The following is a 14,226-nucleotide window of genomic DNA, read 5'->3' as shown; positions in this document are numbered from 1 at the left end:
ATGCTGCGCCATCGAATCGGAACCGGTTTATCTTTATAGATAGCGACGCAGACTACGCAAGCCAAGGCTGGTCAGAAGCTCATAGCCGATGGTGCCGGCAATTGCAGCCACTTCGTCGATGGGCATGTGAGGGCCGAACAGCTCAACCCAGCTTCCGCGCTTCACTGCGTCTTCCGGTATGTCAGTGACGTCGATGATCGTCAGGTCCATGGTCACGCGCCCGATGATCGGGGCCTCATAGCCCTCGATATAGACGCGCGCGCCCTTGCGCTTGTCGCTGCTGGAGCCGGTGCGCAGATAGCCGTCGGCATATCCCATGTTGATGATTGCAAGGCGACTGTCCCGCTTGGTGACTTCACTCGCGCCGTAGCTCACCGATTGTCCCTTAGGGACGTGGCGGGTGGAGAGGACGCGACTGTTCAGGGTCACCACGGTCTGCATGGGATTGGGGCGGTTGCTGGTCGCCAGACCGCCATAAAGCGCGATGCCGGGGCGGGTCAGGTCGAAATGATAGTCGGGGCCCAAAAACACACCGGCCGAGTTGGCGAGCGAGGCAGGAATGTCGGGGAAGAGGGCGCGGATGGCGCGAAAACGGTCAAGCAGCGTGCTGTTCAGCGGATGGTGCGGATCATCGGCGCAGGCCAGATGGCTCATGATGAGTGTCGGGGTGAAGGGGGGCGGTTGCGTTGTCCATGCGTCGGACAATTTGTGGGCCGCCTTCTTGCTCAGCCCCAGCCTGTTCATCCCGGTGTCGAAATGCAGTCCGCAGGGCAATGCCTCGCCAATTGATCTGCAATAGCGGGACCACAGGTCGATCTCCTCGTAGCAGCCAAGCACCGGGCGAACCCGGTGCGTATGGTAGTAGGACATGGTGGCGTCCGTATCATCGCCAACGAGGCCATTGAGCGCATAAAGGGTGGCGTCGGGCAGGGTGCTGCGGGCACGGGCGCCTTCCTGAGGATGGGCAACGAAGAAGGTTCGGCATCCGGCTTGCCACAGGGTCTTTGCCGCTTCTTCCAGCCCGGTGCCGTAGGCGTCAGCCTTGATGACAGCGGAGCATTCGGCCTCGCCGCTCTTTTCGACCAAATCGGCGTAATTGATCTCAAGCGCACCAAGATCGATGGTCAACAGACTGCCGGCAATGGCCGCATCACCAGCAGACAGATGTTTCACATGTGGGGCAAGGCGGGAGGAGATTGGATCCTGCGTCATGTGATTTCGACTTTCCGGCTCGGGCAGCTTTAGCTGTCTTGCGCTTTGGTCAGCACAAGGCCTTTGGGGTATCAAGGAAACCAGAGCATCTTCCGATTATTGAGACGGCTTGGTATGAGCGAAAGGGGCTTCAGTCACTGGTGTTGTCTGCCAGATCGTCTCGGTCGCCCACAACCAGATAATGCACTTCTCGGGCAAAGCGCAAGGATGGTTTCACAGCAAACAGCACCGAGCCGATCAGAAAACACCATGTGCCGGGGATTAGCCAGCTATGGTAGAAGAACATCACCGAGCCAATGATAAACAGCAGGGCCGCGCCTAAATCCACCAGAGAATAGGCCAACTCGTAGACTGCATAGATCTGTGTGTGCTGTCTAGATCGGTTGGGGGCATCGTGTTGAAAGATTTTCATGACTAGGCCCTCTAAAGACGGGATCGCAGGGTGATGCTGATTGCCAACCCGCAATCGGACTTGATACGGGTTCGCGCCATGCAAGCATATTGCGATTGAGGCAGCAAGGCGTTGATGCGCCCTGTCCCTTTAAAAGGGTGGCATCACGAGGCGCGCCTATTCGTAATTATCGGGCAGATAGTCTTCGCGTGCGAGATCGGAGAAGCGGGTGAATTCACGCTGGAAGGCGACAGGAACGGCACCTGTCGGGCCGTGACGCTGCTTGGCGATGAGAATTTCGGCCTTGCCCATGGCTCGGTCCATTTCGGACTGCCATGTGAAGTGCTCCTCGGTTCCCGGCTTGGGTTCTAGACGTTCGAGATAATATTCCTCGCGATAGATGAACATCACAACGTCGGCGTCCTGCTCGATGGAGCCGGATTCACGAAGGTCGGCGAGCTGCGGTCGTTTGTCGTCGCGGGACTCGACCTGACGGGAAAGCTGAGACAAGGCGATGACCGGAACGGCCAGTTCCTTGGCGAGGGCCTTGAGCCCGGTGGTGATCTCGGTGATCTCTTGCACGCGGCCCTGCGAGGCCTTGGACGAAGAGCCACTCAACAGCTGCAGATAGTCAATGATCAAAAGATCGAGGCCCTTCTGGCGCTTCAGCCGTCTGGCGCGCGCGGCAAGCTGGGCAATGGAAATGCCACCGGTCTGGTCGATGTGCAGTGGGGTGATCTGCATTTCCTGCGCCTTGTGGGCGATGCGGGAAAACTCTTCCTGATCCACCTTGCCTCGGCGAATCTTTTCCGACGACACCATGGCCTGTTCGGCGATGACACGGGTGGCGAGCTGTTCGGCACTCATTTCGAGCGAGAAGAAGCCAACGACGCCGCCGTTCATCGTCTTCATGGAGCCGTCGGGCTGTTCCTCGGCCTTATACGCACTTGCCACGTTGTAGGCGATGTTGGTGACCAGAGAGGTCTTGCCCATGGCGGGACGGGCGGCGAGGATGATCAAATCCGAATGCTGCAGGCCACCCATCTTCTGATCGAGATCCTTAAGGCCGGTGGAGATGCCCGACAGTTGGCCGTCTCGCTTGTAGGCGGCCTCCGCCATTTCAATTGCTTCGGTTGCCGCTGCGGCAAAGGAGACAAAGCCGCCGTTTGATCCGCCGGTTTCAGCCAGTTCGAACAGACGCTTTTCTGCATCCTCGATCTGGGCCCGCGGCGGGGTGTCAATGGGTGCATCGAAGGCGACATTGACCACATCGGTGCCGATGTCGATGAGGTTGCGCCGAGTCGCAAGATCCATGATCAGGAGGCCGAAATCCTCGGCGTTGATGATCGAGGTTGCTTGCGAGGCAAGGCGCAGCAGATAGATGTCGATGGGGGTGTCTGCGACCATGTGGTCGGCTGGGAAAAAGGTTTTCAGCGTCACCGGCGAGGCGATCTTGCCAGCCCGAATGAGCTGGGCCGTCTTCTCGAAAATCTCGCGCAAATTGGGATCATAGAAATGGTGCGGCTTGAGAAAGGCCTCGACGCGATCATAGGTCTGGTTGTTGACCAAAATCGCGCCCAACAGCTGCTGTTCCGCTTCCAGATTGTGCGGTGCTTGACGCGCGGCAACAGAGTCCGCGCTATCGCGTTTTGCAGCAATTTCCATGTTCATCCTCATTTCAACGTGATGAACAAGATAGTCACAGGATGCACTGGAATTGAAGCGCAGTGATTGCAATTCACGGCAATCAACAGCGGAAAGTTTTTTTCTTTTTCTTTCGCTGGACTCTGTTGCCGTATTCGAGTCCTTGGCGAGAGAATCGCTCGCCCGGAAAAGGCCAGATAACCGGGGCGAGTCGTGCAAAAGAAAAGGCCCGGAACAACAGCTCCGGACCTTGATGCTTCAGGCTCTGCATTGGCTCAGCCTTGCAGATTTGAACGCGATAGATCGCTTATTTTTCTTCTTCTTCTGCAGCGTCTTCTTCAGCAACGTCTTCGGCTGCGTCGTCAGAGGCTTCTTCGCCTTCGATTTCCTCGAGCAGTTCTTCGTCAAGCTCGAGATCCTCTTCGAATTCGAAGCCAGCATCACGCTCGGTCAGGGTCAGATCTTCACCAGCAGACTGACGGTCGGCTTCGTCCTGAGAACGAGCGACGTTGGCGGTCACGATGAGATCGACTTCAGGGTGCAGAATCACGGTTACATCGTGCATGCCGATAGTTTTGATCGGGCGATCCAGAGAAATCTGGTTGCGGGAGAAGGAGACACCATCTGCAGTCAGGGCGTCGGCCAGATCGCGGGTGGAAACGGAGCCGTAAAGCTGGCCGGTTTCGGAGGCCGCACGAATGACGGTGATGGTCTTGGCGCCAATGCGTTCCTTGAGAGTTTCTGCTTCGGAGCGTGCTTCCAGGTTGCGGGCTTCCAGCTGAGCGCGCTCTGCTTCAAAGCGTTTCTTGTTGGCTGCGGATGCGCGGATGGCTTTGCCCTGCGGCAGAAGGAAGTTACGCGCGTAACCGGGACGTACACTGACGATTTCGCCCATCTGGCCGAGTTTCGCGATGCGTTCAAGAAGAATCAGATCCATTTTGGTCTCCATTTGCCGCCCGAGGCGGCTGTTGTTTCTTGTTTCTTATTTCGGGATCAGGCCCTAGGGCCCGGATTGATTGGGTCCGTCCTGAGGTCCGCCACCACCAGAAGGTGGGGTAGAAAACCGGGACCGGACATTCACGAGAATTTCGCTGACACCCAGAATGATCAGAATGATGCCGATCCACTGGAATACGACCAACAGGATATAGGTCGTCCAGAGAAGAGCGGTTCGGGCCGGGGTATTTTGGGAGAGGCAGTGCATGACAGACAGGCCGACCAGCATCAAGGCAGAGCCGAGGCTTGAAGCGACGATCTGGGAAAATACACCGGGCAGTCCGGACAAGAGCAGCAATCCGGCGAGTGCCACCAGAAAGACATAGACGCTTGTTACCGGCATGGTCAGTTGATGCAGATCCGGCCAAGGGCGATTGAGCCGTCCGGATTTGGCAACAATCTTGCCGGCCAGATAGAGATTGATTGCTGTGCTGATGACGATCATCACAGCCGAAGCTGTCGGCGCGAGGCGGCTGATGAGAGTGACCAGATCATCAATGTTGACGCCGGAATTTTCTAATGCCGACTGTTGCTGGGCATTGTAGACCTGCTGCATCAGGGTGGCGATGGTATCCCGGTAGGCATCCAGACTGAACCCGAATGGCACGAACATGGCCATGGACGCGAGGATCGCGATGACCGCGATCCAGATCAGCAGGCGCTCGAGCGGATACCACTGGACATCGTCTTCGCCCTCTTCGGTCTTCATCGCCCGGCTGAGGCCGATGAGGTGCGTGACCCACCAGGCGGGCAGCGAGTTCAGGACGGCAAACAGCAGACCTGCGAGTGGGCCGATGACGATGGCAAGTACGAGGCCCGACGTGATAACAGCGACCAGTCCGGCAAAGGTGCCCCATCCAAGGGACGCAATCATCAGGGGAAGGGGGGAGATCAGCACCAGTATGAAGCCAAGACCAACCACCCCTCCGGCATAACCGGACAGGTTGAGCAGCGCGGTACAAAGACCGGCGATGATGCCTATGATCAGAAAATGGTTCATTCGCTTGGCTGTCCCGCTTGCCCCTTAGGGTCTTTGCTGGCGGTTAGAGTCAGGTCGCAATGCCTGTCCCAACGGTCGATTGTCTGTCTTTATTGGGTGCTCCGTTTGGGGAGCGTCGGGAAGGGCGGAAAGCCGCCCATCCCGGGATTTCAAGGTCAGTCAGCGATTAGCTGATGACATAAGGCAGAAGGCCGAGGAAGCGAGCGCGTTTGATGGCACGGGCCAGTTCGCGCTGTTTCTTGGCAGAGACTGCCGTGATACGGCTTGGTACGATTTTGCCGCGCTCGGAAACGTAGCGCTGCAGAAGACGGATGTCTTTGTAATCGATTTTCGGTGCATTATCGCCGGAGAATGGGCAAGTTTTGCGACGGCGGAAGAAAGGACGACGTGCTCCAGACATATTTCTTGCTCCTCTTACTCAGCTGCTGTTTCTTCGGTGTTTTCACGACGCGGACGACGATCGCCACGATCGCCTCGGTCACCGCGATCGCCACGGTCCCCACGAGGGCCACCACGATCACCGCGTCCACCACGATCACCGCCACGGCGGTCATCACGGTCGCGCTTCTGCATCATCGCGGACTGCTCTTCTTCGTGCTCGTCAACGCGGATGGTCATGAAGCGCATGACATCTTCGTTGATCCGCATCTGACGTTCCATCTCGGCAATGCCATCGGGCTTGCTGTCGATGTTCATCAGAACATAGTGAGCCTTGCGGTTCTTATTGATGCGGTATGCGATGGATTTCAGACCCCAGAATTCCACCTTGCCGACGGTGCCTTCATATTCGGAAATCAGGGTCTTATACTGCTCGACCAGTGCCTCAACCTGCTGCTGAGAAATGTCCTGGCGAGCAAGGAAAACGTGCTCGTAAAGCGCCATAGTTCCTGCCTTGTCTGTTGGTTTCAACTTATCAGCCCGACCGGCGCGAAGCCTCCAAAAAGCCTTTGATAGACAAGGCTTCTTTGAGAAATACATGCTTTATAGAGCGAGGACACCGAAAGTCGGAACAATGGTTGTTCCTACCAAGCCGCGTTTTTCCGATATCAGGAAATTCAGGCAATAGTCTTCCGTTCAGCCCTCGGCCTCGCCATGCTGATTGGCGCTTTATAGACGATTTTTGCCAATGTGCAAGGGGAATTCGGGGTGAATTTGGGGCAAATCGCAGGCATTGGTGGAAAGGTGCCATTTTGGTGCCCTTATAGCAGGCAGTTCATTCGATGTGAACGCACCGAGACTTGAAGGCTGTCCTTTTTGCCGACTTTTATGCTTTCCAAAGACCTCTATAAAGGAGCACTGGTTGCCGTTTCTACGGCCTTTGGGGGAAAAGGCCTCAAACGGGGTGGAAAGTGGCGGAAAACGGCGGATTGGTTCTGGCAAGGCTTGACTTCTGATATCATTGCCGCCAAGTGATCTAACAAATCGTACGCGAGCCGTGAAGGCCCATATCGCGAATTGAACCCTTCACAGCAAGAAGAAAAACAAGGTTGGAAACGAAATGAGCATTGCATTTACTTTTCCCGGTCAGGGCAGTCAGGCCGTTGGCATGGGCAAAGCACTGGCAGATGAATATGTGGTTGCACGGGCAGTCTATGAAGAAGTCGATGACGCTCTTGGCGAGAAACTTTCCGATGTCATGTGGAATGGCCCGGCGGAAGACCTGACCCTCACACGCAATGCTCAGCCCGCTTTGATGGCGGCGTCCATTGCCGCGATGCGGGTGCTGGAAGAAAAGGGCCTCAAACTCAAAGACCAGGTGGCCTATGTTGCCGGGCATTCACTTGGCGAATATTCTGCGCTTGCCGCCTCTGGCGCGCTCAGCCTTGCCGATACTGCCCGTCTGTTGCGCACGCGCGGCGAAGCCATGCAGAAGGCCGTGCCGGTCGGTAAGGGCGCCATGGCTGCCATTCTGGGCATGAGCCTTGAGGATGTTAAGGCGGTTGCCGACGAAGCTGCCGATGGCGAAGTCTGTCAGGTTGCCAACGACAATGCGACCGGGCAGGTAGTGATCTCCGGGGCCAAGGGCGCGGTTGAGAAGGCCGCTGATCTGGCCAAGGAAAAAGGCGCGATGAAGGCAGTTCTTCTGCCGGTCAGTGCTCCATTCCATTGTGCCCTGATGGCGCCTGCGGCTGATGTCATGGCCGATGCTTTGGCAAAAGTGAGCATTTATGCACCGAGCGTGCCGCTCGTGGCCAACGTTCTGGCGAGCCCGATCACCGACCCTGAAGCCATTCGCAAGCATCTGGTTGAACAGGTCACGGGCATGGTACGCTGGTCCGAATCCATATCCTGGCTGGCCAACAACGGGGTTGATTGCCTGTTCGAAGTCGGCACCGGCAAGGTTCTGACCGGTCTGGCGCGCCGAATCGTCAAAGGCATCGGCACCGTCAAGGTTGGCGAACCGGGCGACATCGAAGCCGCAATGGCCAAGCTTGCCTGAATCTTTGGTAAAGTCCGAAACAAGCCTATATTGAAGAATGACAGCTTGCTGCCGCCTTTGGTCTGATACCTTGCGGCAGCCAGCCTCGCCAGGTGGGGCTCAAGGCCCTTTGCTCCATTGGCAAGACAGAAGAAACAAGACAGAAAAGACTTGGGAGTCATCATGTTTGATTTGAGCGGAAAGTGTGCCCTGGTTACCGGAGCAAGTGGAGGGATTGGCGAAGCCATTGCCACCGCTTTGCACCAGCAGGGTGCAACGGTCGCGCTGTCCGGGACGCGCGTCGAGGTGCTCGAGGCGTTGGCTGAGAAACTGGGTGGAGAACGCCTGTTCGTGACACCGGCCAATCTGTCAGATCCGGAGTCCGTTGCCGGTCTGGTCTCGGATGCCGAGGGTGCCATGGGGCAGCTCGACATTCTGGTCAACAATGCTGGCATCACGCGCGATGGCCTGTTCATGCGCATGAAGGACGAAGACTGGGAGCAGGTGCTCAATGTCAATCTGACGTCCGCGATGCGTTTGTCACGTGCGGCTCTCAGGGGCATGATGAAGCGCCGCTTTGGCCGTATCATCGGGATCACCTCGATCGTTGGTGTGACGGGCAATCCGGGGCAGGGTAACTATGCTGCGGCCAAGGCTGGCATGATCGGCATGACCAAGTCGCTGGCTCAGGAAGTGGCGGCACGCGGCATCACGGCCAACTGCATTGCACCGGGCTTCATCCGCACAGCGATGACCGAGAAGCTCAATGAAAAGCAGCAGGAAGCCATCAATGGTTCCATTCCTGCATCGCGCATGGGGACGCCGGAAGAAATCGCAGCTGCGGCTGTCTACCTTGCCAGCAACGAGGCTGCCTACGTCACCGGCCAGACGTTGCATGTCAACGGCGGTATGGCGATGATCTGATCGTCGTCGCTGGTTTTTTGGACTGGAAAAGCCTTGCGAAGTTAAAGACAATTGCTTTTGTGGGCAATTCCTGATCTTCTCAAGCGCGACAAAGTATGATACGAACCGCGCGAATTCCGGTGAAAGCCAGCTTTTGGGCTGATTTGGAAGCGGTTTAACAGCCAGGTGCCCGGTTGAAGATCTGATGGTGGATCTGGTGGGCCAATTGGCAATGTACGAACTCGGGAAATTGATTTGTGCGGCGATTGGCCAAAACAAGCTGTTTTTCCAAACTTGATCGAATAGTAACTTTGAGGAAAGAACATGAGCGATATCGCTGAACGCGTAAAGAAAATCGTGATCGAACATCTCGGCGTAGACGCTGAAAAGGTCACCGATTCTGCAAGCTTCATTGACGACCTGGGCGCAGACAGCCTTGATACCGTTGAACTGGTTATGGCTTTCGAAGAAGAATTCGGTACCGAAATTCCAGACGATGCTGCAGAGACCATCCAGACCGTTGGTGATGCTGTCTCCTTCCTGAAGAAAGCTGCAGGCTAATTATTTTTGACAGGGTGTGATTCTCACGCCGTGTTGATCGAATGGATCCGGAAGGAGTGTAACTCCTTTCGGATTTTTTTGTTTCGGGCTTTTCTTCACAGGTCGAATGGTCAATCGGACTAGCCAGAGCATGAATAAGTGACGAATAGGGCTTACTTCTCCCGAAATTTGCGGTAATAAAGTTGTCATATCTCACTTGCCCCCCGAGTGAACTCAGGTAGAGGCAGGACTACAAAATTACAGGAATGATCGGAGACTAAGGATGAGACGAGTTGTCGTGACCGGCATGGGTATGGTCAGTCCGTTGGGTAACGGGGTCGAAACGACATGGTCCAATATTCTGGCAGGAAAAAGCGGTGCATCGAAAGCGAGTGGCTTCGAGATCGATGACCTTGCCTGCCAGATCGCCTGCCAACTGCCCTTCGGTGATGGTTCCGATGGCACCTTCAATCCTGACGATACGCTCCCAGTTAAAGAACAGCGCAAGGTTGATCCCTTCATCCTCTATGCAATCGCAGCTGCTGATGAAGCGATTGCAGATGCTGGCTGGAAGCCCGAGAGTTATGAAGACCAGATTGCATCCGGCGTTATGATTGGGTCCGGCATCGGCGGGCTGCTTGGCATCGAGAAGGCCGCCTACGATCTTGCCGAAAAAGGTCCGCGGCGCATCAGCCCGTTCTTCATTCCTGGACGTCTCATCAATCTGGCATCGGGTTATGTGTCCATCCGTCATGGTCTCAAAGGGCCGAACCACGCGGTTGTCACCGCCTGTTCCACCGGTGCCCATGCGATCGGCGATGCTGCTCGTCTCATCGCTCTTGGCGATGCTGACGTGATGGTTGCTGGTGGCACCGAGTCTCCGGTTGGACGTCTTTCTTTGGCCGGTTTCAATGCCTGCCGTGCCTTGTCGACCCACTTCAACGATGAACCGGAAAAGGCTTCGCGTCCGTATGACAAGGATCGCGACGGCTTCGTCATGGGCGAAGGGGCCGGTGTGGTCGTGCTCGAGGAATATGAGCATGCCGTGGCGCGCGGCGCCAAGATCTACGCTGAAGTGAGCGGCTATGGCCTTTCGGGTGATGCACACCATATCACGGCTCCGGCCGAAGATGGTGATGGTGCCTTCCGGTGCATGACGTCCGCCCTCAAGCGCGCCAATGTGGCTCCGGATGAGATCGACTATATCAATGCTCACGGCACGTCCACTCCGCTCGGTGACGAGATTGAACTGCATGCCATTGAACGTCTGGTTGGCGATGCGGCTGATGGTCTGACGATGTCCTCGACCAAGTCAGCCATCGGGCACCTGCTCGGGGCTGCGGGGTCGGTCGAAGCGATCTTCTCCTTGCTCGCCATTCGCGATCAGGTTGCTCCGCCGACGCTGAACCTTGACAACCCGTCCATCGATACAAAAATCGATCTTGTGCCCTACAAACCAAAGAAAATGGACATCAAGGTTGTTTTGTCCAACTCCTTCGGCTTTGGCGGGACCAATGCGTCGCTGGTGTTTCGTGCGTTTGAATGAATTTGAGGCGTGGGTACCCGTCTGAGATGGTGTGGATATCGTCTCTTTTTTGCCATGAATGACCCGTAGAGCCTTGCAGGCTCAAGAATAGTTCTATCGAGGGCTTTTTGCCGTTTCTGCGCTCGGTTATCGAGCGCGCCGGATGATCGTCTTCTGCTCGCGCGGGAGACATTCGGTAAAGGAAGTGGTGAAGCGCCCGGAAGGCGAACGCCGGTCAAACCAGACAGATTTGAGGCCGAGATGGTTGAAGAAACCGACGACAAGGACAAGGCGCCGAAGAAGCCCGAAGAGGAAGCCACGGATGCTGCTGGCGAGGAAACCTCAGCCGACGCCTCTGCCGGTGAGGAAACCGGGGAGAGCACTGTCTCGGATGATGTTGATCCTGCCGCGTCGCGCGATGATGACAAGGCAGAGGATCACAAGGCTAGCGCGGCTGATGACAGTGTCGAAGACGCCGACAATGCTCCGGCGTCTGATGCGCAATCAGATGCGAAGGTAGACTCTGGGGTCGTCACAACGAGCGGTGATGAGACTGACAAGGCTACCGCTGAAGAAACCACGCCACAATCCGCTGACGCGGATGTGCGGGGGACTGGCGCGCCCGTTCCGCCGCCGATGGCTGACAGTGCTGCCATCAAGTCTCCCAAGGGGGCCAGACAGGCGATCGAGCCTGATACGCCGCCGCCGCCGCCCAATCGGTCCAAGGCTGTGCGCCACCCGGTCGTGGTCTTCATGAACTTCATTCTGACAGTGCTCATCCTTGCGGTGATCGCCGCTGGCGGTTTGGTCTATTACGGCAAGCAGACCTTTCTGGAGCCGGGGCCGTTGCGCAAGGAGAAGACTATCCTTGTCAGTCGTGGTACTGGCCTTGCGACCATCGCGGGTATCCTTGAGCGACAGAATGTCATCAGCAATCAGACGATTTTCAGATACGGCGTCCAGCTCTATCAGCAGGAAGGTGCTCTGAAGGCCGGGGAATATCTCTTCAGTCCGGGCATCTCGATGCATCAAGTGATGAGCATTCTCACATCCGGCAAGTCGATCCTGCATTCCTTGACGATTCCAGAAGGCTATACTTCGTATCAGGTTGTTGAGGTACTCAAAACCAATGATGTGCTTCTTGGCGAGATCAAGGACGTGCCCGAAGAGGGTGTGGTCCTGCCGGAGACCTACAAATTCTCGCGTGGTACGACGCGTGCCGAAATGCTCAAGCGCATGAAGTCCTCTCACACGCGAGCCGTTGATGAGATCTGGGCACGTCGTGCTCCTGATTTACCGCTCAAAGACAAACGGGAATTTGTCACGCTGGCGTCGATTGTCGAGAAGGAAACCGGCATGGCTGCCGAACGGACCCGCGTTGCCGGGGTGTTCGTCAACCGGCTCAATCAGGGAATGCGTCTGCAGACCGACCCAACGGTGGTCTATGGCATCTTTGGCGGCAAGGGCAAGCCCTCGGGGCGTCCGATCTTCCGCTCTGATCTCGATAAGCCGACACCCTACAACACGTATCAGATCGACGGATTGCCGCCCGGACCGATTGCCAACCCGGGGCGTGCTGCTCTGGAAGCGGTCGCCAACCCCAGCCGAACCAACGAATTGTTCTTCGTTGCGGATGGAACGGGAGGGCATGTCTTCTCGGAAACGCTCAAGCAGCACAATATCAACGTCAAGCGCTGGCGCGCGATCGAGAAGCAGCGGATCGAAGGCCTCAAGAAGCAGAGTGAATGATCGGTCTGCCCTTCAAGAGGTTTACAAAGGCATCAAGGCAAAGGCCATCGCGCGTGCGGTGGCCTTTCTTTGTCAGGGCTTCTTATGCGGCCATAAACGGGATGTATTTCCGCAAGTTGTTGATATTTTGATCTTTTGCAAGGACTTGAAGAACCAGACGAGGCACTGTCCTTGACAGGGGATCAGGTGTTTTCGATGGTAGATCCCGATTCTGGTTGGCGGGGGAGACCCCGTCTGCATGTATGGCGAGGATAGCAGCACATGGCGTTAGTGAGCATGACCGGTTTTACCCGGGTCAGCGGCAGTTTTCAGACCTGTCGATGGATCTGGGAGATCAAGACGGTCAACGGCAAGGGACTTGACCTGAGATTGCGTCTTCCATCGGGCTTCGACGATCTGGACCGCCCCTTGCGCCAGCTTTTGGGCGAGCGACTCAATCGGGGATCTTGCTTTATTAGCCTCAATATCCAACAGGAGACGAGCACGTCGAGCTTGAAGGTGAATGAGCAGGTGCTTGATGCTGTTCTTGAAACCATGAAAAAGATTGAAGACCGCATCGAAGTCCGCAAGCCCAGTCTTGACGGTTTGCTGGCCATCAAGGGTGTGCTGGAGCCGGTTGAGGATGACCAGTCCGAGGAGACCAAGACGGCCCTCAATGCTGCGCTGCTTGAAAGCTTCAAGGCTGCGATTGCCGATGTGGAGGAAATGCGGCAGTCGGAAGGGGCGGCGCTCGAGCAGATTTTGGTGCAGCGGGTGGAGGAACTTGAAGCTTTGACCAAGGCGGCGGAAGACTGTCCCGCCCGGTCAGCCGAGGCCATACGCGAAAAGCTTCGATTGCAGATCGCGCGGATCATCGAGGCCGACAAGGGGCTTGATGAAGACAGGCTGTATCAGGAAGCCGTTTTGATGGCGGGCAAGGCGGATATCCGCGAGGAGCTTGATCGGCTCTATGCCCACTGTGAAGCCGTTCGATCCCTTCTCAGGGAGGAGCGTCCTGTCGGACGCAAGCTTGATTTCCTGGCGCAGGAATTCAACCGCGAAGCCAACACACTGTGCTCCAAGTCCAATGACACGAGCCTCACGGCCATTGGGCTTGAACTCAAGACGACCATCGAACAGCTGCGCGAGCAGATCCAGAATGTGGAGTAGTCACTGATGAGCGAACCGAAGATGATCCGCCGGGGGTTGATGCTGGTGCTGTCGTCCCCGTCCGGTGCGGGCAAGTCAACCATAGCGCGGCATCTGCTTGACAGCGAACGCAATCTCGAACTGTCCGTTTCCGCGACGACACGGGCGAAGCGGGGCAGTGAGATTGATGGTGTGCATTATCATTTTCTCTCAGAGCGCCAGTTTCATGCCATGCGTGACCGCGGGGATCTTCTGGAATGGGCCGAAGTGCATGCCAATTTCTATGGCACGCCGCGTGATCCGGTCGAGGAGGCCCTTTCTCAGGGGCGCGATGTTCTGTTCGATATTGACTGGCAGGGAACGCTGCAGCTCAAGAAGGCGGCGCGCAAGGATGTGGTCTCGATATTCATCCTGCCTCCGTCGATGGTGGAACTCAAAAGCCGCCTGATCCGCCGCGCCGAAGATGCGGATGAGGTCATTGAGCGCCGGTTGCAGAATGCGCGCGTCGAGATCAGTCATTGGGACGAATATGACTATGTGATCGTCAATGACGATCTGGAAAGGGCCTTCGCTGCCGTTAAAGCGATTGTCGAAGCCGAGCGGCACAAGCGTGAGCGCGTGATCGGTGCGCGGTCGTTCGTGGAAACGATGCTGAGCTAGGCCTGAGGCTTTCCTTGGCTTCTGTTCTGGGTTTGTTGTGACCGGTCAGGGTGCGGCGT

14 protein-coding genes are annotated in these 14,226 nt (G+C 56.6%); 7 read left to right on the top strand and 7 right to left on the bottom strand.

Annotated features, from left to right (window positions below; all coding sequences use genetic code 11):
* Positions 1 to 33 precede the first annotated feature (33 nt).
* The 7 genes from alr to rpsF form a co-directional block, all read right to left on the bottom strand.
* Positions 34 to 1,212 (bottom strand): alanine racemase, encoded by a 1,179-nt coding sequence (gene alr / locus CPH65_RS20730; RefSeq protein ID WP_096175600.1) that lies wholly within the window; start codon positions 1,210 to 1,212, stop codon positions 34 to 36.
* Between the two features lie 130 nt (positions 1,213 to 1,342).
* Positions 1,343 to 1,624 carry a YrhK family protein gene (locus CPH65_RS20725; RefSeq protein WP_096175599.1) on the bottom strand — a complete coding sequence of 94 codons (282 nt, stop codon included), beginning with the start codon at positions 1,622 to 1,624 and terminating at the stop codon, positions 1,343 to 1,345.
* Positions 1,625 to 1,780: 156 nt separating this feature from the next.
* Entirely contained in the window at positions 1,781 to 3,268 is a 1,488-nt protein-coding gene (locus CPH65_RS20720; protein WP_096176549.1) for a replicative DNA helicase, read from the bottom strand.
* A gap of 286 nt (positions 3,269 to 3,554) precedes the next feature.
* Positions 3,555 to 4,184, bottom strand: coding sequence for a 50S ribosomal protein L9 (rplI, locus tag CPH65_RS20715; RefSeq protein ID WP_096176548.1), 630 nt, complete (start codon positions 4,182 to 4,184; stop codon positions 3,555 to 3,557).
* 63 nt (positions 4,185 to 4,247) lie between these two features.
* Positions 4,248 to 5,243, bottom strand: a complete 996-nt coding sequence (locus tag CPH65_RS20710; protein ID WP_096175598.1) for a DUF2232 domain-containing protein — start codon at positions 5,241 to 5,243, stop codon at positions 4,248 to 4,250.
* A gap of 166 nt (positions 5,244 to 5,409) precedes the next feature.
* A complete protein-coding gene (rpsR, locus tag CPH65_RS20705; protein ID WP_096175597.1) occupies positions 5,410 to 5,643 on the bottom strand; it encodes a 30S ribosomal protein S18 in 234 nt (77 codons plus the stop codon).
* A 14-nt stretch (positions 5,644 to 5,657) separates the two neighbouring features.
* Positions 5,658 to 6,125, bottom strand: coding sequence for a 30S ribosomal protein S6 (gene rpsF / locus CPH65_RS20700; RefSeq protein ID WP_096175596.1), 468 nt, complete (start codon positions 6,123 to 6,125; stop codon positions 5,658 to 5,660).
* 616 nt (positions 6,126 to 6,741) lie between these two features.
* Here rpsF and fabD point away from each other — a divergent pair.
* From fabD to gmk, 7 genes are all read left to right on the top strand, one after another.
* A complete protein-coding gene (gene fabD, locus CPH65_RS20695; protein WP_096175595.1) occupies positions 6,742 to 7,683 on the top strand; it encodes an ACP S-malonyltransferase in 942 nt (313 codons plus the stop codon).
* A gap of 162 nt (positions 7,684 to 7,845) precedes the next feature.
* Positions 7,846 to 8,586 (top strand): 3-oxoacyl-[acyl-carrier-protein] reductase, encoded by a 741-nt coding sequence (gene fabG / locus CPH65_RS20690; protein ID WP_096175594.1) that lies wholly within the window; start codon positions 7,846 to 7,848, stop codon positions 8,584 to 8,586.
* A gap of 303 nt (positions 8,587 to 8,889) precedes the next feature.
* The gene (locus CPH65_RS20685; RefSeq protein WP_096175593.1) at positions 8,890 to 9,126 is read left to right on the top strand and encodes an acyl carrier protein; all 237 of its coding nucleotides are present in this window, start codon (positions 8,890 to 8,892) and stop codon (positions 9,124 to 9,126) included.
* A 262-nt stretch (positions 9,127 to 9,388) separates the two neighbouring features.
* Positions 9,389 to 10,651 (top strand): beta-ketoacyl-ACP synthase II, encoded by a 1,263-nt coding sequence (gene fabF, locus CPH65_RS20680; RefSeq protein WP_096175592.1) that lies wholly within the window; start codon positions 9,389 to 9,391, stop codon positions 10,649 to 10,651.
* A 615-nt stretch (positions 10,652 to 11,266) separates the two neighbouring features.
* A complete protein-coding gene (gene mltG / locus CPH65_RS20675) occupies positions 11,267 to 12,379 on the top strand; it encodes an endolytic transglycosylase MltG (protein ID WP_096176547.1) in 1,113 nt (370 codons plus the stop codon).
* Between the two features lie 261 nt (positions 12,380 to 12,640).
* Positions 12,641 to 13,528 carry a YicC/YloC family endoribonuclease gene (locus CPH65_RS20665; protein ID WP_096175590.1) on the top strand — a complete coding sequence of 296 codons (888 nt, stop codon included), beginning with the start codon at positions 12,641 to 12,643 and terminating at the stop codon, positions 13,526 to 13,528.
* 6 nt (positions 13,529 to 13,534) lie between these two features.
* Positions 13,535 to 14,167, top strand: coding sequence for a guanylate kinase (gmk, locus tag CPH65_RS20660; RefSeq protein WP_096175589.1), 633 nt, complete (start codon positions 13,535 to 13,537; stop codon positions 14,165 to 14,167).
* Positions 14,168 to 14,226: the final 59 nt, after the last annotated feature.

It is taken from the genome of Cohaesibacter sp. ES.047, assembly GCF_900215505.1.
Taxonomy (GTDB): Bacteria; Pseudomonadota; Alphaproteobacteria; order Rhizobiales; family Cohaesibacteraceae; genus Cohaesibacter.
The sequence above is the reverse complement of the archived record's forward strand: the minus strand, read 5'-3'. Positions and strand labels throughout refer to the sequence as shown.

What these genes read in the sequence shown, in the direction of transcription:
- alr (WP_096175600.1), bottom strand. Translation starts at nt 1,212, where the DNA reads ATGACGCAGGATCCAATCTCCTCCCGCCTTGCCCCACATGTGAAACAT.
- CPH65_RS20725 (WP_096175599.1), bottom strand. Translation starts at nt 1,624, where the DNA reads ATGAAAATCTTTCAACACGATGCCCCCAACCGATCTAGACAGCACACA.
- CPH65_RS20720 (WP_096176549.1), bottom strand. Translation starts at nt 3,268, where the DNA reads ATGGAAATTGCTGCAAAACGCGATAGCGCGGACTCTGTTGCCGCGCGT.
- rplI (WP_096176548.1), bottom strand. Translation starts at nt 4,184, where the DNA reads ATGGATCTGATTCTTCTTGAACGCATCGCGAAACTCGGCCAGATGGGC.
- CPH65_RS20710 (WP_096175598.1), bottom strand. Translation starts at nt 5,243, where the DNA reads ATGAACCATTTTCTGATCATAGGCATCATCGCCGGTCTTTGTACCGCG.
- rpsR (WP_096175597.1), bottom strand. Translation starts at nt 5,643, where the DNA reads ATGTCTGGAGCACGTCGTCCTTTCTTCCGCCGTCGCAAAACTTGCCCA.
- rpsF (WP_096175596.1), bottom strand. Translation starts at nt 6,125, where the DNA reads ATGGCGCTTTACGAGCACGTTTTCCTTGCTCGCCAGGACATTTCTCAG.
- fabD (WP_096175595.1), top strand. Translation starts at nt 6,742, where the DNA reads ATGAGCATTGCATTTACTTTTCCCGGTCAGGGCAGTCAGGCCGTTGGC.
- fabG (WP_096175594.1), top strand. Translation starts at nt 7,846, where the DNA reads ATGTTTGATTTGAGCGGAAAGTGTGCCCTGGTTACCGGAGCAAGTGGA.
- CPH65_RS20685 (WP_096175593.1), top strand. Translation starts at nt 8,890, where the DNA reads ATGAGCGATATCGCTGAACGCGTAAAGAAAATCGTGATCGAACATCTC.
- fabF (WP_096175592.1), top strand. Translation starts at nt 9,389, where the DNA reads ATGAGACGAGTTGTCGTGACCGGCATGGGTATGGTCAGTCCGTTGGGT.
- mltG (WP_096176547.1), top strand. Translation starts at nt 11,267, where the DNA reads ATGGCTGACAGTGCTGCCATCAAGTCTCCCAAGGGGGCCAGACAGGCG.
- CPH65_RS20665 (WP_096175590.1), top strand. Translation starts at nt 12,641, where the DNA reads ATGGCGTTAGTGAGCATGACCGGTTTTACCCGGGTCAGCGGCAGTTTT.
- gmk (WP_096175589.1), top strand. Translation starts at nt 13,535, where the DNA reads ATGAGCGAACCGAAGATGATCCGCCGGGGGTTGATGCTGGTGCTGTCG.